Raw genomic sequence first — 21,795 nt, forward strand, 5'->3', positions numbered from 1 at the left:
CAACTGACTGAGGGGAACCCGGAGGGTCGTGGTGTCCGCTTTGTTTGAATGCCTCATCGTTTGTATGCCTCATTTTCCGCTAATGTGCGATGAACCATAAAAAAGGCGCCCGCAGGCGCCTTTTAACTGCGTGGAACCTAGTCCCAGGCGAGGCCGGTGCGCACGCCAAAGGTCCGCGGGCGGCGCGGGCCAAAGAAGGCGTTGGGCTCCTTGCCACCGAGGTTGTTCATCCCGTCCCAGGTGAACTCGTCGGTGATGTTTTCCACGTAGGCCTCTACGAACCAGTTACTCTCCGACTCCCAGCCCACGCGTAAAGACATTTCCTCGTAGGAATCGATCATGGTTTCGTCCAGTTCTTCCCAGCCGCCGCCACGCTCAGATTCCCAGGTGAGCTCAAAGGCGCCGGTAATAGCCCCGGAGTTCATGGGGTAAGCACCGTGCAGTACGAAGGAGCCGGACCACTCGGGTGCCCAGAACAGGTGCGTTCCTTCACAGCCCAGCGGGTCTTCTTTGCCGCAGACATCACCCAGCTCGTTGGCTTCTGAATCGAAGTAGCCGATGGTGAAGTAAGCGGTAAGGTAATCACCAATGCCCGCAGTGAGTGAGCTCTCAAAGCCGTAGGCCTCAACCTCGCCCGCGTTTTCAATCAGGGTGGCGCCGGACTCGGTGCCCACGGTGACCTGGAAGTCGGTGTAGTCGTAGTAGAAAGCGACAATGTCGAAGTTCATATTGCCATCGAGGAAGGTGTCTTTATAACCGATCTCGTAGGAATCGACTTCTTCCGGGTCAACGGGATCGGGCAGGAAACCGTCGGCGCGCACAATGTCTGCGTTACCAATAGCGATGTCGCCGTCTGGATTGTCTGCCAGGGAAAAGGTACCGAAGCCGCCTGACTTATAGCCCGCCGTATAGCTGGCGAACAGCATCGCGGTCTCGCTGGGTGTCCACTTGACGATAAAGCGTGGTGTCACGTCGTCCCAGGACTCTTTTGCCGTCAATGACTCCGCCGTGGAGAAGCCAAAGGCCCAATAGGGGCCCAGCTCGCTTTCCGGCGTGGGCACATTGGTGGTGAATTCTTTCTCATCGTCGGTCCAGCGCAGGCCACCTTCAATCTGCACGTTCTCAGTGATGAAGTAAGCCAGGTTCAGGTAGGCGCCCCAACCCTCATACTTGCCCTTGATGTTGGCGGTTTCTTCCAGCAGGCCATTGGCGCTGGGCGTGAACTCACTGCCATAGTAGGCGTACAGGTCTTCACAGCCCGAGAAGGTCAGGCCCGAGTTGTAGTAGTAGCCGTAGTACTGGCAGAAGAAGTCCTCTTCCCCGGCGAAACGGTAGGCGGTTTCAAGGTCTTCCTTATAGTAGGAAACACCTGCATACCAGGACAATGGCCCCTCGGTGTTGGAGGTAAGGCGCAGCTCCTGCTGGAAGTAGTCGCCTTCCTGGTCCTGCCGGTAAGTCTCCAGGTTCAGCGGTGTGCCGTCGTAGTCCTCGTTGTAGTAGTAGTCGTGGTCTTTATAGCCAGTGTTCGAGGTCAGTGTGGCGAAGTCGAACTCATAGTCCACACGCAGGCCCAGGGTGAGGATGTCCGAGTCGTCGTTGTCACCGCCGGAGCGGTCCACATCAACGTCCTCACTGGAACCGCGTACATCTATCGGTCCCAGGGCGGCTTCCAGTGTGTCCCACACGTCGCCTTCAGTTACTGCACGGTAGACGGAGCCCGATTGCTGGCGCTCCTCGTACTCGACCATGGTGTAGACGCCGAGGTTGCCGCTCTCATAGGTGGTAGACCAGCGCAGCGCCCAGTTTTCACGCTCGATCAGGTCCTTTGAGGGGAACTTGTTTTCAACGAATCCGTCTTCCTGTGAGTACATGGCGGCAACGCGCATGGCGAAGTTATCGTTGACCGGAATGTTGATGGCGCCATCGAGCACAGCATGATCGCGCTCGCCAATGTCCACGTTGACGAAGCCCTCTGTGCTGTCAATCACCGCACGTCGGGTGTGCACACTGAATGCGCCGCCTATGGAGTTACGGCCAAACAGGAAGCCCTGTGGTCCGCGCAGGACTTCCGCCCGGTCGAGGTCGTAGAGGCTGGTTACCGCGGAACCGTTGCGCCCTTCATACAGGTCGTTTTTAAAGAAAGCTGAAGACGGGTCTAGCCCCACACCAAAGTCCTGGGTACGGATACCGCGGATACTGATGGCGTCGATAAAGCTGTCCTGGCTGTTGCCGGTTACGCCCGGAGTGAAGGTCACCAGGTCCTTGACGTCAGTCAGGTTGACGTCATCCATGAAGTCACCAGAAAGGGCGGTGATCGCCAGCGGTACGTCCTGGACTGATTCACTGCGCTTGGTTGCTGTGACTATGACTTCTTCCAGCGTCTGGGAGAAGACAGGTGTGCTGACGGCTGAGGCGAGAACGGCGGCCGATACGGCCATGGCCAGCCCGCACTTGCCATTGAGTGCCGCGGCGATACGCGGTGCTTTTACGGATTTGCAAGTCATGGTATCCCCAGTGTATTGCGTTGCGATGAATTATCTTCCTGGCGTTGCACGCGCACTGCGCAGTTTGAAAACTGTCTGTTGCGCGCTTGTAAATTATTTGAGCTTAAACTAGCCAATGTGACTAACCAATAATATAACCCTATGGGGTAGGCGGGAGGAATATGGATTATTCCACAGGAATACCTGCGCCCTGCAGCGCTTCCCGCATCGGTTGCAACTGGCTTTCATAGCGCCGCCAGCGCCCGATGGAGCGGGTATGGGCCGGTTCACGTACCTGTACGGCACTTGCCGTTGTCACTGCGGCACCCTGCTGGTGAAAATCAAGACAGGCCGGCTCCCAGGGCAGATCCAGAAACTCAATCAGGGCCCGGGCATTGGGTTCCAGGTCGCTTGCGGTTGCTTCATAGCTGATGTCGAAAAAGCGACCCGGGAAGCGCTCCCGCCAGACCTTCATCAAGCGATGGTAGCGCGCGTGGTGGCGGGCCATTTCCTCCTGCTGGTAGGAGTGAAGGTAGGCGTCGGCAAACAATTGCTTGAAGCTGGCGAAGCAAGCGTCCATGGGGTCGCGCACCAGGTGCACGATCTTCGCATTGGGAAGCGCTTTAAGGATCAGTGGAATCATCAGGTAGTTCTGCGGCAGTTTGTCAACGAAGCGGGGTGTGTCACCACGCATCTTCTGGCTGGTCTGCAGGTAGAGACTGCCGACTTTGGCCGGGTCCAGGTTTGCGGCAGCTGCAAACAGTTCTGCGCTGAAGCGCTTGGGATTGCGATAGTCCGCGAGGCGGCGCAGACCCAGGCCGAACTGCTGTAACTCGCCGGCAGAGTGCGCCTGTGAGTGGCTGGTGATGATGCGCTCCACCAGAGTGGTGCCGGTGCGGGGCTGCCCTAGCACGAAGATGGGCGAGGTGTCCGGGTTACCCGCAGGACCCTCCGCCAGCCATTGTGGCGTATAACGCTGCTCCAGGAAGTCGAACATTTCAATTTCCGCGGCCTCGTCGTATTCAACGGTTGAGCGTCTTGCCCGGGCGCCGGCTGCGAAGGCATCAAATGCCTGAGGCCATTGCTGCAGGTCCTCATATTCTTTGCCAATAGCGTAGTAGTAGAAGGCATTGGCCCGGGGGTCCTCGCCACGTCGCCTCACGCATTGCTGCATCTCGTTGATATGCGCAGTGTCTTTGGCGCGCGATGAGGTGGCCAGGGCCCAGTGTGCCTGGGGGCTGTCAGGCTGCAGGCGGATGATGTCGCGGAAGATGCGGTCGGCGCCCTCGGCGTCACCGTGGTAAACGAGGTTGTTGGCCAGGTTTTGCATGAAGGGCGGAAAATTCGGTCGGCCGGCGCAGGCGCGGTCAAAAAAGGCCTGGGCGGCGCCATGCTCGCCCATCTGCGTCAACGTGGTGCCGATAAGGTCCAGCACCATCGGGTCGGAAGGCTTGATGCGCAGGGTTTCGCGCAGCGCCGCATCGGCGCGATTGACCTGCCCCTCCGTCATGTACAGTCTTGCCAGCTGCGCCCAGGCGGCGGCGTGATCCGGGTCCAGCCTGACAGTGGACTGGAAGGCATTGAAGGCGGTCTTCCTGTCCTTGCTTTCCAGTCCCAGCAGACCCACCAGGAAATGGCCCTGGGGCAGGTCAGGCTGGCGTTGCAGCAACTGCTGACAACAGTCCCCGGCGGTGGTGAAGTCGCCGCGCGAGAGGGCCTGGAACCCCTTTATAAGCAGCGCTTGAAGTTCGCTGGCAAGCTGGGGAGCTATTTTATCGGGCATGTTTTCAGCTCTTGGCTTTGGGTGGTGGCTGCATATAGGCGACCAGGGTGTCGCCGGTCTCGTAGTCCTGGGCGCTCATCAGTGAGTCGAGGAAAAGATAGAAAAGCTCGGCCTGGGATGACACCTCCAGCTTGGCGTAGGCGTGTTTGCGGTGCAGTTTGACGGTCTCCATGGAGATCGACAGCTTGTCGGCCACCGTTTTCGTACTGTGGCCGTGAAGCACCAGGTTGATCACCTGGGTTTCCCGCTCGGTGAGCAGGCTGGAGCCAAAGGATTCCAGGGCGTTATGCAACTTGGCGCGCAGGTTAACGCCGTCCTCGCTGGCACGGGCTTGCGCCCAGTGCTGTTGGCACAGCGCTTCCACCGCAGGGTAGATGTCCTGCAGAAGCCTGCGTTCACGTTTGCTGAAGGTGGCTCGGGCGGCTGTTTTGCCCAACGCTATATTGATGAAACCCTGCTCGGCGGTGGGTATCACAAATCCGCATTCGTCCTGGTAGCCGCAGTTTCGGTACCAGGTTTTGTAGTACTCACTGTCCTTGAACCCGGAGGGCGAGAGGTCGCGCAGGCGAAATACGCCGAACTCCCCGTCGCGGGTGGCAGACAGGTAGTAGGGGTCAAGCAGGAAGGCGCCTTTGACAAACGTATCCAGGGTGGAACTGCCGGTCTCCTGCTGCACTTCGAAGTATTCCACCACGGGCAGCGCCGTTTCCGAATAAAAAATGATGCTGGCGTCATCCACCGGGACTAACTCGCGCAACATGGCGACCAGCTTTTGCGGGAAGCCGGTGTGGCCTGCTGCCGGGATCAGGGCGGCAATGTGTTTGCTGAGAATACTGAGGTCGGGCATTAGCGGCGAAATTATGATTGTTGGAGGGTGATCATAACGTGAAATCCGCGAGCAGGGAAAAGTCCTCTGCCACCATACGGTTACACGAAGCGCGCAGGTGTTGGCAGCTGCAGGCCAGGAATTGACCTGTGTCATCGCGTGCATGGATGAACAGTGCCCACAATAATGATGGGAGTCTCTGGTTAGGAAGACCGCATATGAACAAGTTCGCTGCGTTGATGGTACTGCTGCTACTAACACAGGCAGCTCGAGCCGAGGTACTCGTTGGCTATATGTACTATGACATGGAAGCCTGGGACGAGTTCTCAGAGCCCATAGGCGTGGTGGCGCTGAAGCGCGACATCACCCGTATTCTCGCCAACTACAGCAGTATCATTGCAGTCAACGGCCTCAAGGCTTTCGATGATGGGCGCACCGGATTGAGCGGTATTCCCTGGCAGCCGTTTCTTTCCGACTGTGATGGCTTGCCCTGCAGCTATCAACAAATGCGTGAGCGGATGGGGCACGGCAGTCACTGCGCGGACAATATCAAGTTCCTGGACTCGGCCACCGAGTGGCTTTGTTACCTGGATCGCATCCGCCACGATATCGATCTGGTACGCGGTACCAAGCCGTTATTTCTCCACGCCCAACTGGCGGATTGCCTGCCACATGCGCCCTGCAAGAGGGTGATGAACCCATTGCGCAATCTTGATGGAAGCTATCCGCAGGCTTTCGGTGACCCTGAAAAGGTCAACTTCTCCCTGCCCGTGGTTGCCAGGGCCTATGGTCGCCTGAGTCGTTTTCTGGTGCAGCATTATCGCGCAAGCTATTTCACTCCCTGGCGGGAGCTCAACTACCGCCTCGATGAGACCGTGCCGGACAGGCAGTTTATGCCTACCTACCAGGAGATTGTCCGCGCGATGCAGGCAGTGGCCCCGGACGTTGCCGTCTTTCCGAGTTGGCGGCTGGAGGAGGCTTTTGAGTGCGATACCGATACGCAGAAGAACTGCCTGGTTGATGAGGTGACCGCAGCGCACATCGCCGAATTCTGGAAAGTACACCGGCAATACCAGCCGGCGGCGCCGACTTTGATCGGGCTTTCAACCTATCCCCGGTCAAGCATTGAGGCTGTGCGGGACGAGGACGCCAATGAATCCAGCTCCGACATTCGCGACCTGCTGAACTCTGCACGAGCCCACCTGGAAGACGATAAGCTGGCCTTTGCGCTGACGCCGATAGCGATCACTGAATCGGGATGGGGTACCTGGCGGCCTTTCCTGGTAGGCGTAGACGAGTGCAATGTACCCGCAGACCGCTACGTTCTGGAGGGAGAGCAGGCGCTGTTCGCCAAACATTTATTGGAATACCAGGCGCTGCCAGAAGAGCCGCTGGTGCATCCGATTCGCTTCATCATCAACTGGTGGGCGGCGGACGTGGAGTTGCCGCTGACGGCGGATAACCAGGTGGCGCGTACGGTGGACGATTTCGATCGTTGGTCAATTACCATCAACGGTGTGTTCGGTAGTGCCTCCCAGTCCTACCGAACCAAGCGGGCCTTCCTGGTTTTCTCCGAGGCGATGGAGCAGGACATGGACAGGGATGGTGTGCAGAGCATCACCATGGGTAACCATCTGGCACCGCTGCAGATTGATAACTGTCCTATGCACTACAACCCGGACCAGCGGGACAGCGACATGACCGATGGTCAGCCGCACCCCGATGGCTACGGCGATGCCTGCGACAACTGCATGATGATGTGGAACCCGCTGCAGTGGGACTGGGATCAGGATGGCTATGGCAATCGCTGTGATATCGACTTCAACAACGATCTGTCAGTGGACTGGCATGACTGGGCCCTGTTCTCGGACTGCCTGCAGCAGGGTTCCCCGGCTGAGCAGCTCACCTGCCTTAATCAGCAGGGCGCGGTGGTGCACCCTGTTTCCATGGATCTCAACGAGGACGGACGACTGGATGCCCGGGACACTGATGCCTTTGTCTCCCTGTTCATTAAACGCTTGTTCCAGCCCTGGATGCTGGTGTCGGGTTTGCAATGTGCCGGTTGTGGCGGATGTAGTTTTCTTACCGAATGACGCCGCTTCCCGGCCGTTGTGGGAACCTGTAATTGAGCCGATTTTGCCCGTTGAGTGAATCCGGTGGTAGTCTGTCCGGCGATCACCCCATATATCTGGAAGGCTATTATGTCAAAGCTTGAGAACGACCCCCGCGTAGACCCCCGCATCAAAAAACTGATGGCAGCGATTCCGCCCAGGCCACAGGACGATGTGGCCTCGCGTGAAGAGTACCTGGCCAGAGCCAATCGCCCCGAGGCCCTGGAGACGATTGAAAAAACCAGGGCAATGTTTGAAATGGTGGACAACGACCAGGTGGCGACATCGGACGGTCTGGAGATCAGTGAGCGGGAGTTCGTGTCCCAGCCCGACGGCAATACCATCAAGGTGCACTTTATACGCCCTGAATCCAGTGAGGCACTGCCCTGTGTCTACTACATTCACGGTGGCGGTATGCAGTCCATGTCCTGCTTCTATGGCCTCTATCGCGCCTGGGGCAAGCTGATTGCCAACCAGGGTGTGGCGGTGGCCATGGTCGATTTCCGTAATTGTGTGCACCCCTCCAGTGCCCCTGAGGTGGCGCCCTATCCTGCGGGGCTCAATGATTGTGTATCGGGTGTGAAGTGGTTGGCCGAGAACGCCGCCGAGCTCGGCATTGATCCGGCGCACATCGTCATTGCCGGCGAGAGTGGCGGCGGCAACCTCACTTTGGCTACAGGCATGCGCCTGCTACGTGAGGGTGAAACAGGCCTGGTTAAAGGACTTTATGCGCTATGCCCGTACATTGCCGGTGCCTGGCCTCAGGACAAATATCCGTCCTCTGTTGAGAACAACGGATTGCTGCTGGACCTGCACAACAATACGGGTGCCATGGCCTATGGCATAGAGGAGTTTGAGCAGGGTAACCCGCTGGCGTGGCCTGCGTTTGCCACTGAAGATGATGTGCGTGGGCTGCCGCCTACAGTGATCAGTGTTAACGAGTGTGACCCACTGCGCGATGAGGGGGTTGAGTTTTACCGACTGCTGATGCGCGCTGGTGTCGCTGCCAGGTGTGTACAGCTAATGGGCACAATTCATGGCAGTGACGTTTTTATTATCGCCTGCCCCGATATCAGCAAAGAGTCCGCAGCCGGTATAGCGCGCTTTTGCCGCCAGGCCTGATATTAACTCTCAGCGGTGCTCGCTGCTGCCACCCAGTCCAGAAAGGTCTGGTTGGCACGGGAAATACTGCGCCCCCGCCGTTTGGCCAGGGCCATGCGCACGGGAACCCTGGGTGACAGGGGAATCCCTCGCAGGCCGGGCTCCTGCTCGGCCATGGTGCGCAAGCCTACAGTCGCCCCGAGGCCCTGCTTTACCATGCGCACCAGCAGCGGAAGGAAGTTGCTCTGCATTCGCAGGTCCGGCTGTATCTCTTCTGCGCGACACAGTGCATCCAGTTGCTCGCGGATAAAGTAGCCGCTTTCATACACCACCATCGGTACCTGGTGTAGATCTGCCACTGCCAGATAGCGGCGCTTTGACCACCGATGCCCGCGTGCAACGCATACCACCATCTGCTCGCTGACCAACGGGAGTAATTCCAGGTCTTGTGAGGAAGCGTCTGCGGTGGTGACCCCCACCTCGATCTCGTCCCGCAGTAACATGGCCTCAATTTCCCGGGTGCCAGCCTGCGTCACCGACGCGGTGAGACCGGGGTAGTCGCTGAGAAAACCGCTGAGCAGGTCTGGCAGGAAGTATGTTGCCAACATGGAAGGGCAGGCGATACGCAGCTCGCCCTGCAGCAGTTGATTCATCGAGCCCGCGGAGTGCTGCAAGTCAGCCACCTGTTGCAGTATAGCTTCCGCCCGCTGCAACAGGCTGTTGCCCTCGGCGGTGAGCTGGATGCGCCTACCGCTGCGATCAAACAGGGTCAGACCCAGTTCGTCCTCCAGTTTACGAATGGCAATGCTGACCGCAGGCTGGGCCATTGGCAGTTGCTCTGCGGCGGCGCTGAAGCTGCCGCAACGCGCCACTGACGAGAAAATTTCCAGTTTACGCAGGTCCATAATTACTCCGTGGGTAGCACTGGTTATTGCGTCGCACCGGGCACACTTTCAGCGTGTGTTCGCATGGCGCGAAAGTGACCTGGCGCCGTCCTTCCCGCACGGGCAGCAATCCAGAAAAACGCACGGGATTACGCTCCTGGTTGCCGGGTTCCAGCCAGCGCGAGAATGGCAGGGGGCAAATAGGCGGTCATTCCCGGTCTATATTCTTTAAATATGGAAAACATATATTCCATATATTTTATAAATATAGCGTAGTTTGCTATTTTCTCTCAACAATCAGTTTTCAGTGGAAGCATTTCATGGCAGGCAAAAAGTGGCAGAAACTCGACTGGCAGGATCCCTTCCTGCTAGATCGTCAGCTCAGCGACGAGCAACGTATGGTGCAGCAGAGTGCGCGACAATACGCGCAGGAAAAACTGCTGCCGCGAGTGCGTGACGCCTATCGCAAGGAAGAGACCGACCCCTCCATATTTCGAGAAATGGGCGAGCTGGGCCTGCTCGGTTCTACAATTAGCGGCTATGGTTGCCCGGGGGTGGATTACATCTCCTATGGTCTGGTGGCCCGTGAAGTGGAACGGGTAGATTCTGGTTACCGTTCCATGATGAGCGTGCAGTCCTCCCTGGTGATGTATCCGATCTGGGCCTACGGCAACGAAGCCCAGCGCGAAAAATACCTGCCTAAACTGGCCACCGGCGAGTGGATTGGCTGCTTCGGGCTGACCGAACCGGACCACGGTTCTGATCCTGGCAGCATGGTGACCCGGGCGCGCAGCGTGGATGGCGGTTACAGCCTTTCCGGTGCCAAGATGTGGATTTCCAACAGCCCCATCGCCGACGTGTTCGTGGTGTGGGCCAAGACCGACGACGGCAAGATTCGCGGCTTCGTGCTGGAGAAAGGAATGCAGGGGCTGAGTGCACCGAAGATTGAAGGCAAGCTGGCGCTGCGGGCTTCCATCACCGGTGAGATAGCGATGGACGAGGTGTTTGTCCCCGAAGAGAACCTGTTGCCCAATGTGCAGGGCCTGAAGGGCCCATTCGGCTGCCTCAACAATGCCCGCTACGGTATTGCCTGGGGTGCCATGGGGGCGGCTGAAACCTGTTGGCACACAGCGCGTGAATACACCACGGAGCGCAAGCAGTTCGGTGTGCCGCTGGCGTCCAAGCAATTGGTGCAACTGAAACTGGCAGATATGCAGACCGAAATTGCTCTCGCTTTGCAGGGTTGCCTGCGTGCCGGGCAGTTGATGGATGCAGGTGAGATAGCGCCGGAGCTGATTTCGCTGATCAAGCGCAACTCCTGCGGCAAGGCACTGGATATCGCACGCATGGCGCGAGACATGCTCGGCGGTAATGGCATATCCGACGAGTACCCGGTGATGCGCCACATGGTCAATCTTGAGGTGGTTAACACCTATGAGGGAACCCACGACGTGCATGCGCTGATTCTGGGGCGTACACAGACGGATATCCCGGCATTCTGATGGGTGCCCTGTCCAACATCCGCGTGCTGGATCTGTCCCGCATTCTCGCCGGACCCTGGGCCAGCCAGATGCTGGGCGACCTGGGCGCAGACGTGATCAAGATCGAAAATCCCGAGGGCGGGGACGATACCCGCCACTGGGGGCCTCCCTATATGGCCAGCGAAGGCGGGGGCACCACGGAGGAGTCCGCCTATTTCATGTGCACCAATCGCAACAAGCGTTCGCTCTGCGTGGACATGAAAACCGCTGAGGGTCAGGCAAGGTTGCGCGGGATGGCACAGGACTGTGATGTGCTTATCGAGAATTTCAAGGTGGGCGGTGCTGCCCGCTACGGGCTGGACTACGCCAGCTTGTCCGCGCTGAATCCGCGACTGGTGTATTGCTCTATAACCGGCTTCGGGCAAACCGGGCCGCTTGCCACGCGACCTGGCTATGACTTCCTGGTGCAGGCCATGGGCGGCCTGATGAGCGTAACCGGTGTGGAGGATGGTGAACCCGGCGCGGGCCCGCAGAAAGTGGGTGTTGCCCTCACCGACATCATGACGGGTCTGTATGCGGTGATCGGTATTCAGGCGGCGCTTGCTGAGCGCGAGCGCTCGGGCCTTGGCCAGCACGTGGACCTCGCCTTGCTTGATGTGACTGCCGCAACGTTGGCGAACCAGGCCACCAACTACCTGGTCGGCGGACTCAATCCCACACGCCTGGGTAATGCGCATCCCAATATTGTTCCTTACCAGAGCTTTGTCGCCAGGGACGGCCATCTGATCGTAGCGGTTGGCAATGACGGGCAGTTTCGGCGTTATTGCGAGGTTATCGGTGCGCCGGAGTTAGCGGAGGATGAGCGCTTCCTGAGTAATCGTGACCGGGTAAAGCATCGTGAACAACTGGTGCCGCTGCTACAGGCAAGAATGCTGGAACGCGACAAGGCCGAGTGGATAGCACTGTTGGAGGCAGCGGGAGTGCCCGCCGGTCCAATCAACACCGTGGCTGACGTGTTTGCTGAACCACAGATTCAGGCGCGGGGTATGCAGGTAACCGTGCCCCATGCACTCAACCCGGCACTGCAGCTGGTCGGCAACCCGATCAAGCTTTCACGTACGCCGGTGCAGTACCGTCGTGCGCCGCCGCTGCTGGGACAGCACGGCGACGATTTCGATAGCTAGCGAACAGCGGTTTGCCCGACAAGGTTCAGTCTGCGGGTGTTACCGCCCCCGCCGCTGCCAGGACTTTGCTCTCAAGGTAGGGAAAGAAGGGGTTAAAGCGCTGCCTTGCCAGTAGCGGCAGGGGAATGGCGAGTCCGCCCTGTTCACCCCGGAACCAGAGGTCACCCAGGCGGGTGGGTGCGTTGGCACCGGTTACGCCGTAGATCGGATCATCGGCTCTGAAGGGCAGGGCTACATGAGACAGCGAGTAGACGCCGCGCGGCCAATGCATGTCAGTTGCCGTTTCCTGCCAGTCGTCTGCTCCCCGCTTGCGGGTCCTGATGGTGATTTGCTCCGAGTAGTCGTTGGCGTTGCCGACGATAGTGAGATCAAATCCCAGTCGCTGGCGTCGGGAAAGCGCTTCCATCATCGGCCGGCCGCTGTCGACCAGCAGTGGCAGCAGGTTGGAGTTGCGATTGATATCGAAGTACACCATCTCCGCCGTTGTGTCGCCCAGGTGATCCAGTAGTCCGGTGACGGCCGAATCCGCCGGGACAGTCGAGTCCAGTACCGATTGAAAAGCGAGCACGCGCGGAAAGCGCTGCAGCTGCTCCGGGGTCAGTCGCAGCAGTTTTTTCTGCAGGCGCGATGTCAGCTGATATATCTGTTCACCCGCCTTTACCGGGAAGGAGTTGTACTTGAACGGGTCGAACTCCGCGACGACATCGGTCCAGCCCAGTTTTTCCATACCCGGCAATTCAGAGACCCAGCGCTGAATCCTGGCGTAAGCCGCCAGCTTGGAAACGCGAATGGCCGGTGACAATAGCACCAGCAGTTGAGGTACAGGCAGGTCGTCTCCCGAGGCCAGAGCATCAACGGTGTAGTCCACTATCAGTGCGGCGCCGTTGGAGTAACCCACCAGAATCAGTGGTTGCTGTTTTTGCAGGTCATTTGATACAGCGCGAACGCCCAGGTGCGTGGCCCCCCTGAACTGCCGCCAGCTGGTGTTCTGTAATGCGGCGGGCAATGTGCCGTGTCCGGGCATGCGCAGGTTCAGGGTGGTGTAACCCTGCTGAAGCAGCGAGCTGGCCAGCGATCGCATGCTGTGCGTGGAGTCGGAAAGTCCGTGTACCAGCAGTGCTGCGCCGCGCTTCGTGGGCGGCGTTTGCAGGCTGGTGCGGTTGCTATCAGGCCAACCCCGGCGGTAGATAGCGTAGGCGGTGGAGCCGTAGCGATGCCAACCGGGTACATCGGCGTCGATACTGGCAATAGTCTCATCGAGGTTGTTGAAGATTCGCTGTTCGTGCGCCAGGTAATCTTTCAGGCCCAGCTCGTCGAGCTGCTTGAGTTCGGGGACGATAGACTGGGCAAGGTCACGCTGATGCCAGAACTGCAGGTCGGGTAGTGACTGCGCGCGCAGGTAGTAAAGATAAATGCCGGCAAAAACAACACCGGTAACGCCCCAGCAGAAGCGGGTGAACCACCTCCACAAAAATCTTCGGCTCAGCATGGGGTAGAGTCTACCGGTTTGTTACGCCCGGACCTAGTATTGGAGAGGGCTGGCGTTGTGCCCGAACCTTACAACTCAAGCGCTGTCTCCGCAGTAACGTAGTCGTAACCCAGCCCGTCTGCGACAGCCTTGTAGGTGATCTCGCCCCTATGCACATTGAGGCCGTTGCGCAGGTGTGGGTCGTCGAGCAGCGCCTGTCGGTAGCCTTTGTCAGCCAGGGCCAGGGTGAACGGAAGGGTGGCGTTGTTGAGAGCGAAGGTGGAGGTGCGGGCCACGCCACCGGGCATGTTTGCCACGCAATAGTGCACTACGCCTTCTTCCACGTAGGTCGGGTCCTGGTGGGTAGTGGCGCGACTGGTCTCGAAACAGCCGCCCTGGTCTATGGCCACATCGACTACCACAGAGCCCGGGCGCATGGCACGCAGCATCTCCCGGGTCACCAGTTTGGGCGCGGTGGCACCGGGCACCAGTACCGCCCCTATTACCAGGTCGGCACCGGTTACGTGCTTCCACAGAGTCTCGCGGGTTGAATAGATCGTGTTGAGCATGCAGCCAAACTGGTAATCCAGTTCCTTGAGACGGTCCAGAGAACGATCCAGTACTGTCACATGTGCTTCCATGCCCATCGCCATGCGGGCCGCATTCGTGCCCACGACCCCGCCGCCGATCACTACCACGCGAGCGGCGTCAACTCCGGGCACACCGCCCAGTAACATCCCGGAACCGCCCTTGTGTTTTTCCAGGGCGTGGGCGCCTGCCTGTATGGACATGCGTCCCGCAACTTCACTCATCGGTGATAGCAGCGGCAGGTGATCGTGGGCATCGGTAACGGTTTCGTAGGCAATGGCGATACAGCCGGACTCTTTCAACAGTCGGGTCTGCTCCGGATCGGGCGCCAGGTGCAGGTAAGTAAACAGGACTTGCCCTTCGCGCAGCATCCGGCATTCAACCGGCTGAAGCTCCTTGACCTTCACGATCATGTCCGCCCGCGCGAATACTTCTTCAGCGCTGGCGACGATCTCGCCACCGGCTGCGCGGTACATATCGTCAGTGAGGCCGACGCCTTCGCCAGCGGCGGTTTCCACGATCACCTGGTGGCCGTGATGCACCAGCTCTTCTACGGAACCCGTAGTCAGGCCGACACGAAATTCCATGTTTTTTATTTCTTTGGGTACGCCTACCAGCATGTCTTTCTCCGCTGCATTGTGATTAGTGATACTCGCAGCATACTAGCGCAGTGCGACAGGAAGGGGACTACTCGAAAGGGGTAGGGCAGGTTGCTGTGTAAAGCAGCGTGCCTTTATAAATCAACGACGCAATGTTCCTCGGTAAAGAAGATTGTCGAATTCTCCAAGTCGATGAACCTGGCCTCATCCTCTGCCAGTATCGCGCTCGACGTCTGGCCGAGTGCATCCTGGATGGTATGACTTTGCGCGTAGCGTTTGATGTTCAGGCTGGCGCTGAGTGACGCTACCAGGGGACCGTGTTCGTTCAACCAATAGCGGTAAAAGTTCTCGTCAGATTGGTCGCTTTTTTTTTGCGCACGCAAAAAACCATCTTTATCATTATTCGTTACCCTCCATCGTGTCGCCCGATGCTTGCAGTGGGCAACCTGTGGGTACCTGCATCGCGTATTAAACGGTCAGTCGCTTTGCTACGCTTCAAATACTTCTGTAATTGCTTGTATGTTCCGTCCTGGTGCCACCAAAAGATTCGAATAGAGCGAGGTGTGCCTGCTTTGAAAACGTATCTGTTCGCTCATCATACTGGGATATCCAGTCTATAAGCATTTCAAGATTCGCGTCCTGTGCTGCCGGGGAGTCATACTTGTGAGGTTCCCAGGGACGATTCTTCGCGTTTTGAATGCACAGCGATACGGGTAGGTTCATATATATCATTTCATTGGCGAAGGGCAGTGCGGCTTGCAGCAGATCGGTGTAGCAACCTTCGATTACCCAGCCATTCCGGGTCTGGATAAAGTTGTGGATCTCTCTGGCTGATTCAGCCAGCGGCATTCTCTCGGGGGGTACTCCGGGTTTCCAGGCGAGTGAGTCCAGGTCCAGGTGTGCCAGTCCCTGCGAGTCGCACAACTCCCTGGCGATGGTCGACTTTCCTGAGCCAGAGTTGCCAAAGACCAGAATCTTTCTCATTACTTATCCTTCTGGTGGCATTGTGCCGGTAACGATAGCGAGAGGCGACGCCGACTAACGCACGATTTCAACCGCTGCTACTGGCGCCATACGACCGCTGGTGTTGAGCTGGCGCATCTCGGGAATCATCGCTGCCAGTGCCGCCTCGCGGTTTCCAGGCGCGGGGTGGGTGCTAAGAAACTCTGGCGGTGCCGAGCCGCCTGCCGTCGCCATTTTTTGCCACAGGGTTACAGCGGCATCGGGTTCGTAACCGGCCAGGGTGGCAAGGCGCATGCCGATTGCGTCTGCCTCTGACTCGGCAGTTCGGCTGTTGGGCAGTTCCAGCGCAAACTTGGCGGCGGCGGCAGCGCCAAGCAGTGCCGCACCATGATTGTCCGCTGCTACGCCCACTGCAACCACGCCGATAGAAGTAGCCATCGCCCGGGACATCCGCTCAGCCGTATGGTTAGCCAGGGCGTGGGAAATTTCGTGCCCCATAATCTGGGCGAACTCATCGTCGGTCAGCTTCAACTTGTTGAACAGGCCGGTATAAACCGCCATGCGGCCTCCGGCCATGCACCAGGCGTTCACTGTTTCCGGGTCATCAATAATCGCCACGCTCCACTCCCAGCTGGCCGACTGGGGGTAGTTCTGCTTGGCAATCGTCACCAGCCTGCCGGTGATGGTGGCAACCCGGTCAACCATCTTTGGGTTGTCCACCAGCTTGTTCTCCTTGTCCAGTTCGCCGACGGTGCTGAGGTAGGCCTTCTTTGACTCGACGATGGCTGACTCGGGGGAGATCAGCATCAGTTGCGAGCGGCCGGTGGGGCTGGTGGCGCAGGCCGTGGCCAGTGTCAGCGTGAGAGTCAGGAGTAGCAGTTGCTTCATAAGTCTTCCAGGTAACGGGTAGCAGCAGGCGATATGTTCGCCTACCGGGTGAAAACGTACAAGTTTATGACTGGATTGGCGGCGGGAAGTTTCAGGGTGTGGTGACGACGTTTGTGTCGGCCCTGGTGGCGATTTCGCGATTGCTAGTGGGCGCGGTGCCCGGGGATTAGGTGGTGCCGGGGGTGAGGTGATCCCTTGGTATGATGGGGGGCGCAGGATGCCCTTTGCCCCCGGAATGCATTAAATCGGCAGACCCTCATCGATGCTGTGGTTTGCCTCGGCCGGACTGATCATGCCCAGGGTCGCATGCGTGCCGTTCACTTCCGCGCGAATCACTGCAGCGTCTTCCGGTGTGGCGAAGAATTGTGAATACCACTTGCGACCGGTGCGGAACGGGCCGTCGGTCTTCATTTGCATGATCTTCAAGGCGGGGCGCTTGTGGGCCCACACGTTGAAGTCCGCACTGAAGGCCTCCAGTGCGCCAGCCTGAATCTCTTTCGCAGCGGCCTTGTCTGCATCGGTAGCGGTCTCAGCACTGCCTTTGTAAATGCAACCGTGCCAGCACTGTGTGGAGCCATCGTCCACTGGTGTGTTGGCGATCAGCTCATAGACAGTGGTGTCTGCCCATACCTGCTTGGACAGCAGAATGCCTGGCCCTGTGTACCACGTGGTGGTGTACAGGTATGTGTCGTACAGCTGCATTGGTCCGCCCTGGCGCTGCACATAGACCTGATCATTGATCTCGTTCTCAAAGTACTCGCTGGGTGCACCGTGGGTGGGGCCCAGATGACGACAATCAGCCATGTTGTCGAGTATCTCCTGGGAATGAATGCCCAGTACGCCCAGGTGATCCAGCTCCCAGTTGACCCACTGTGGGTCGTCCCACTCCTTGAGGAAGGGGGCGTCGTAGTCGGGCTCGCGGCCGTCCTCGTCAAACCAGGCCATGATGCAGCCCATGTTGTCCACCACCGGGTAAGAGCGAATGGAGGCTGACTTGGGGCAGGGGCCATCGTGATAGGGAATGTCGTCTACATCACCGTTTTCGTTGTAGCGCCAGCCGTGGTAGGGGCAGCGAATTGAATCGCCTTCTATCTGCTCGCCATTCTTGACGATCATCGCGGTGGTGCTGGCCGTGAGGTGTGTGCCCATGTGGGCGCAGTAGGCGTCCAGCATCACCGGCTTACCGCTCTCACCGCGATACAGGGCCAGATCGCGACCCCAGAAGCGCACTGCCATCGGGCCTGCGTCCAGTTCCTTGCTCTCCGCGACGATAAACCAACCCCGGGGGAATGTGTTCGGTCCCAGACCGTATTCTGCTGCCGTTGCCATAATGTCACCTTGTGCTTTTGCGTAGTAGCCGGAAAGTATAGTCCTGCAGCGCCGCTCGGGTACACTCCAGTGCGTTCTCAGTGCGGGCTGGCTCAATAATTCATCCCTAATGGTACTGCTGATCACCCCGCGAGTGGAAATCATCAGCAGTTCAGCGCTGGGTATACAGGCAAGCATCACCCTACGCCAGCTCTAAGGTGTCCGAGGGAGACGCAGTACGGCCACAATGATTGAGCCGGAATAGCTATGATGTAGAATCAGGTTGGTTGGTGGTTCTCCAACGACAGGGAAGGGAAGCTCATGCTGGACATTTTCGCACTTATCGTACTGGGCGTGATCTGCGCTGCGGCCATTTGGTTGATCGTGATGATTGGCAATATACCGGGCAATATTGCCCGGGCAGCAGAACACCCGCAGGCCGACGCAATCAGCGTTCTGGCGTGGATAGGTTTGCTCACAGCGGGCATCGGCTGGTTTGTGGCGCTGGTGTGGTCGAAAACGAAACCCATCACTGCCTCGGCGGCCCTGGAGCAGCGTGTTGCCGAACTGGAGAAGCAGCTTCAGTCACAGGAGGTTGACGCATGATCGCGTTTATCTCCATCTGTTACGCCGGCCTCTATGTACTGATTTTTAACAAGCTCGGCCTGCTCAGGAAAACCGTTGGTAATATCGCTGCCTTCGCCGGTGTGGGGGTGGCGATAATCGCCGCCGTGGTAATCGTTTGGTACACCTTCTCACCCATGAGCGGGGATGCGCGCATGTTCCGCTACATTATCCCTATCGTGCCCAATGTGCGCGGTGAAGTGGTTGAGGTACCGGTAACACCGAATCAAGTGGTTCCGCGTGGTGAGACCCTGTTCAAGATCGACCCGGAGCCTTTCGAGATTACGGTGCGTCAGCTTGAAGCCCAGATTGCGCTCCATCAAGCGGACCTGCGCCTTGCTGAAGTCAACGTGGAACGCGCGCAGAGCCTGTTAAAGGTGCAGGCAGCAGCGCAGGTTGACCTGGATATCTGGACGGCCAACAAGGACAAGGCATTGGCCGCCATCGATTCAGCGACTGCGCAACTGGACAATGCGAAGTGGCAGCTGGGCGAAACTATAGTTACCGCGCCGTATGAAGGCTATGTGATTAACCTGCAGTTACGCCCGGGCGCTGTGGTGTCCAGCGTGCCTGCCGCCTCTCCCATGGCCTTTGTGTCCAGGGAGAGCAACCCGGTACTGGCAAGTTTCAGCCAGAGCTCGGTGCGTCATATCGCGCTGGGTGATGAAGCCGACGTGGTGTTCACCAATGTGCCGGGCAGAACCTTCAGTGGCAAGGTCGTGCGCATTGTCGGCATTGGTAGTCAGGCCCAGATGAGTGCAACTAGCCAACTCCCCACGTTTACTGGCGCCCCCGCTAATGACCGCTGGGCTGTTGCGGTAGAGTTGGACGATGAGGACTTCGCGGCGCAGCTGCCCCAGGGTGCGGGAGGCACTATGGCCATCTACACAGAGCGGGGTAAGCCGGTGCATGTCATCAGTAAGGTGGCGATACGCATGAATGCCTGGCTGGGTTACCTGACTTCACCGTAGGCATGGCCTCCGGTCTGTTTACCCCAGCCGCAGGTAGCGCGCTCATGGTGAGCCTTGAGCGCCTCTAGAAGTAGAGATTAACGCCTAGCAACGGGCCTTGCTGGTTGCCATCAAAGCCGTACTGGTCCCGGCGTGAAGCGCCGTTGTCGAAATCCATTTCGTAGTAGCGGTAGCCGAAGAACGCCGAACCCCAGTCGCTGAAGCGATAGTCCAGGGTGGCGATGCCCTGCAAGGCGGTGTTATCGCTGCCCTCGTAGCCGTAGTCGGCTCTTGCGCGAAACGTCCAGCGCTCGCCGAGATCCGCGATTACCCTGCCACCGGCGAAGGGGTGCAGCCAGCGGTCGCCGACGCTCGCACTTTCGGGAAGCAGTTGGCCGCCTTCACGATCGGACTTGAGCTTGATGTCCAGGTCCTGTTTGTAATAACGCAGGCCACCAAGAATCTCCCAGCGCAGGGTTGCGGATTCGGCGACGGCCCAGGTGAGACCGGCTTCCGCCATAATATCCTTGAACTCAACATCCGCCTTTAGCGTAACAGGACCGGCAGTCGCAGTGCTTCCGGGGTCCAGTTTGGCGTAGTTGTATTCGGCGAACAGCGTCAGGCGATCTTTGCGCGCCTCGAAGTGAATGGCGAAGGCCGCGTCAAGGTTTTCCAGAATGTCGTCTTTAAAATCCAGTGCCAGAGGCAGTTCCCTGCCGCCGGCAGAGCTGTTTCCTTCGATGCCTTTGGCCCAGAGATAAAACGGTGCGACGGAAAATTCCCATTCACCATCCTCTGCTTTCGCTGTATTGGCGCCCAGCATCATGGACGCTGCTGCGCCTGCGGCGATTATCCATACATTACTTGTTTTCATGTTGATTCCTTACAGGCTTTGCGGGCGCTTGTCGTCGCAAACGGTAGTGTTACAGGTTTATCCATCAACTTTATCATCGCTCTGGTCGGGCGGACAGACGAAATGTTCCTCGGCCGGCGCCGCCGATTCCGCCGCCTGTGCACGGATGTCATTGCGGGCCGCCGATAGCAGGTCGGTAAAGATGCGAAAGCTCTCGTTTGCCGCCAGTTTCTCTTTCATCAGCGAGCCAAACGCCTCCTGCTCCAGAGCCCTGAGTTCGGCCAGGCGCTCGTGAGCCGAGCGGTTTGTTTGTTCGTCCCGAATCTTCAGGATGCGCTCGTAAAATACATCTATCCTGTCTTTCTTGCGATGATCCCGCCAGCGTGTGAAGGCCAGGAACGCCGAGATAAACAGGAAGGTGATATACACCACCAGGTTTATGGTCTCTGCATAGCGCTCAATGAAACTGGGGTCATCGCGCTGCAGGTAAGCGCGTGCCCCGCGGTGTAAGGGAAAGCTCAGAGCCAGTGGGTCAAATGATTCATTGATGCCTGAGAACAGGTGAGGCGCCATCGCGGTAAAGCGCGGCTTCTGCTCAATAAATGTCCTGGTGAGTTCGTAAATGGTTGCCTCGGACACTTCTTTGCGCGTGACCAGAAGAGTGTCGACCGCCACGGTCAGTAACGCCTCCTTGTTGCCGGGCAGGTCATAGGTCAGTGCCGGAATTACCTTCGGTTTCATGTTTGGTGCCGTGTAACTAATGCTTTCCTCGTAGAATTTGCGCTGGGGATTAAGGTCGTTGTCCAGCGACACCAGGCTGAACCCCGGGTGCATCCAGGTCGTGTTATCGGGATTGATTGCGCCGAAGTAAATAATGAAGTCGGTCACGCCTTCCTCAAACACGGGTGAGGTCTTGTACTGGTCTGTGCTCAGGTCCTGTCTGCGAGTGACCAGGTCAACAAAAGCGCTGCCGGCGGCCGAGCGATTGGCGATGTAAAAGTCGGCGCCCAGCAGAGGCCGTTGGGGGTCGCTGGGCTGGTAGGCGTCGTCCAGCGCGATATGCAGCACTCGCTCATAGACAGGTAATACGGCGCGAACGCCTGAAACAAAAGCCGAGCTGTTTTCAATGAGCGCCAGGTCGGCATTGTTGTTGCTCAGCGCTTGCAGGGGGGTGACATCCAGGGGCACCTCGGCTTGGCTGAGTGTGATGCCGGATTGTTCCTCGATAATCGCCTGCAGTGCTTTAGGGGCGAACTGCTGATGGTCGTCGATCAGCATGCGCAGATTGGGTGCCGTGTATTCGCAGCCGCCGGCGAAGATGAGCCCTGCCAGCAGGCTGAAACTGAAGAAAGAGCGATGTGTCATGGCGCCAGTGTAGGGGAAATGGGCGAGTAGAGGAATTTGTCGCTACAGTGGCGCGCTGCAGGTGATGGACAGTAGCGTGAGTATCGCAATGGAAGGATCGAGAGCGCGCATGCTGATGACCCGCCCTGATCAGCTGTTTGCCAGCATCCACTTCCGCAAACGATTGGAATCACCGAACGGGGTGAGCTTGCCAAAGGAATTGAGCAGAACAATGGAAACCTCTTCTCCCTCGATGTTGGCGTTCATCAGCAGGCAGCGTCCGGCCTCATTGATGTAGCCGGTCTTGGACAGTTCGATATCCCAGCTGGCGTTTTTCAGCAGGCGGTTAGTGTTCCC

The 21,795-nt window shown here is 58.3% G+C and carries 18 protein-coding genes and 1 pseudogene; 6 read left to right on the top strand and 13 right to left on the bottom strand.

Annotation, left to right across the window (positions count from 1 at the left end):
- Positions 1–137: 137 nt before the first annotated feature.
- From C0039_RS19760 to C0039_RS19770, 3 genes are all read right to left on the bottom strand, one after another.
- On the bottom strand, positions 138–2,504 hold the full coding sequence (locus C0039_RS19760) for a TonB-dependent receptor (RefSeq protein WP_101519076.1): 2,367 nt from the start codon (positions 2,502–2,504) through the stop codon (positions 138–140).
- A gap of 166 nt (positions 2,505–2,670) precedes the next feature.
- Positions 2,671–4,266: a tetratricopeptide repeat-containing sulfotransferase family protein gene (locus C0039_RS19765; RefSeq protein WP_101519077.1), complete on the bottom strand. Its 1,596-nt coding sequence runs from the start codon at positions 4,264–4,266 to the stop codon at positions 2,671–2,673.
- Between the two features lie 4 nt (positions 4,267–4,270).
- Positions 4,271–5,113: a LuxR C-terminal-related transcriptional regulator gene (locus tag C0039_RS19770; RefSeq protein ID WP_076000049.1), complete on the bottom strand. Its 843-nt coding sequence runs from the start codon at positions 5,111–5,113 to the stop codon at positions 4,271–4,273.
- Between the two features lie 197 nt (positions 5,114–5,310).
- Here C0039_RS19770 and C0039_RS19775 point away from each other — a divergent pair, with 197 nt between their 5' ends.
- Both C0039_RS19775 and C0039_RS19780 read left to right on the top strand, forming a co-directional pair.
- Positions 5,311–7,185 (top strand): hypothetical protein, encoded by a 1,875-nt coding sequence (locus tag C0039_RS19775; protein ID WP_101519078.1) that lies wholly within the window; start codon positions 5,311–5,313, stop codon positions 7,183–7,185.
- A gap of 108 nt (positions 7,186–7,293) precedes the next feature.
- Positions 7,294–8,325 carry an alpha/beta hydrolase gene (locus tag C0039_RS19780; RefSeq protein WP_101519079.1) on the top strand — a complete coding sequence of 344 codons (1,032 nt, stop codon included), beginning with the start codon at positions 7,294–7,296 and terminating at the stop codon, positions 8,323–8,325.
- Between the two features lie 2 nt (positions 8,326–8,327).
- Here the strand turns inward: C0039_RS19780 and C0039_RS19785 are convergent, their stop codons facing one another.
- A complete protein-coding gene (locus C0039_RS19785) occupies positions 8,328–9,209 on the bottom strand; it encodes a LysR family transcriptional regulator (RefSeq protein WP_101519080.1) in 882 nt (293 codons plus the stop codon).
- Between the two features lie 299 nt (positions 9,210–9,508).
- On the opposite strand from C0039_RS19785, the gene C0039_RS19790 reads away from it, so the two are divergent.
- Together C0039_RS19790 and C0039_RS19795 are read left to right on the top strand one after the other, a co-directional pair.
- The gene (locus C0039_RS19790; protein ID WP_101519081.1) at positions 9,509–10,690 is read left to right on the top strand and encodes an acyl-CoA dehydrogenase; all 1,182 of its coding nucleotides are present in this window, start codon (positions 9,509–9,511) and stop codon (positions 10,688–10,690) included.
- Positions 10,690–11,853, top strand: a complete 1,164-nt coding sequence (locus C0039_RS19795; protein WP_101519082.1) for a CaiB/BaiF CoA transferase family protein — start codon at positions 10,690–10,692, stop codon at positions 11,851–11,853. Before C0039_RS19790 ends, C0039_RS19795 begins: the two co-directional genes overlap by 1 nt.
- Positions 11,854–11,878: 25 nt before the next feature.
- On the opposite strand, the gene C0039_RS19800 is transcribed toward C0039_RS19795, so the two are convergent.
- From C0039_RS19800 to C0039_RS19825, 6 genes are all read right to left on the bottom strand, one after another.
- On the bottom strand, positions 11,879–13,342 hold the full coding sequence (locus C0039_RS19800; protein WP_101519083.1) for an alpha/beta hydrolase: 1,464 nt from the start codon (positions 13,340–13,342) through the stop codon (positions 11,879–11,881).
- Between the two features lie 68 nt (positions 13,343–13,410).
- Positions 13,411–14,529: an alanine dehydrogenase gene (gene ald, locus C0039_RS19805; RefSeq protein WP_076000056.1), complete on the bottom strand. Its 1,119-nt coding sequence runs from the start codon at positions 14,527–14,529 to the stop codon at positions 13,411–13,413.
- Between the two features lie 113 nt (positions 14,530–14,642).
- The gene (locus C0039_RS19810; protein ID WP_101519084.1) at positions 14,643–14,891 is read right to left on the bottom strand and encodes an EthD domain-containing protein; all 249 of its coding nucleotides are present in this window, start codon (positions 14,889–14,891) and stop codon (positions 14,643–14,645) included.
- Between the two features lie 112 nt (positions 14,892–15,003).
- Positions 15,004–15,492, bottom strand: coding sequence for an AAA family ATPase (locus tag C0039_RS19815; protein WP_076000058.1), 489 nt, complete (start codon positions 15,490–15,492; stop codon positions 15,004–15,006).
- A 54-nt stretch (positions 15,493–15,546) separates the two neighbouring features.
- The gene (locus C0039_RS19820; protein WP_101519085.1) at positions 15,547–16,359 is read right to left on the bottom strand and encodes a M48 family metallopeptidase; all 813 of its coding nucleotides are present in this window, start codon (positions 16,357–16,359) and stop codon (positions 15,547–15,549) included.
- Between the two features lie 240 nt (positions 16,360–16,599).
- Complete coding sequence (locus C0039_RS19825; RefSeq protein ID WP_076002237.1) at positions 16,600–17,688, bottom strand: Rieske 2Fe-2S domain-containing protein; 1,089 nt, start codon at positions 17,686–17,688, stop codon at positions 16,600–16,602.
- 300 nt (positions 17,689–17,988) lie between these two features.
- On the opposite strand from C0039_RS19825, the gene C0039_RS19830 reads away from it, so the two are divergent.
- Complete coding sequence (locus C0039_RS19830) at positions 17,989–18,273, top strand: DUF3302 domain-containing protein (protein WP_101519086.1); 285 nt, start codon at positions 17,989–17,991, stop codon at positions 18,271–18,273.
- Entirely contained in the window at positions 18,270–19,262 is a 993-nt protein-coding gene (locus C0039_RS19835; protein ID WP_101519087.1) for an efflux RND transporter periplasmic adaptor subunit, read from the top strand. The genes C0039_RS19830 and C0039_RS19835 overlap by 4 nt, the downstream gene beginning before the upstream one ends.
- Positions 19,263–19,326: 64 nt before the next feature.
- Here C0039_RS19835 and C0039_RS19840 read toward each other — a convergent pair whose 3' ends face one another.
- From C0039_RS19840 to C0039_RS21450, 3 genes and pseudogenes are all read right to left on the bottom strand, one after another.
- Positions 19,327–20,115 (bottom strand): hypothetical protein, encoded by a 789-nt coding sequence (locus C0039_RS19840; RefSeq protein WP_101519088.1) that lies wholly within the window; start codon positions 20,113–20,115, stop codon positions 19,327–19,329.
- A gap of 57 nt (positions 20,116–20,172) precedes the next feature.
- The gene (locus C0039_RS19845; protein WP_101519089.1) at positions 20,173–21,459 is read right to left on the bottom strand and encodes a TAXI family TRAP transporter solute-binding subunit; all 1,287 of its coding nucleotides are present in this window, start codon (positions 21,457–21,459) and stop codon (positions 20,173–20,175) included.
- Positions 21,460–21,588: 129 nt separating this feature from the next.
- Positions 21,589–21,795: pseudogene (locus C0039_RS21450) on the bottom strand (peptidase S11); the annotation flags it as partial.

Origin of the sequence: Pseudohalioglobus lutimaris, assembly GCF_002866825.1 — a bacterium.
Lineage (GTDB): Bacteria > Pseudomonadota > Gammaproteobacteria > Pseudomonadales > Halieaceae > Halioglobus > Halioglobus lutimaris.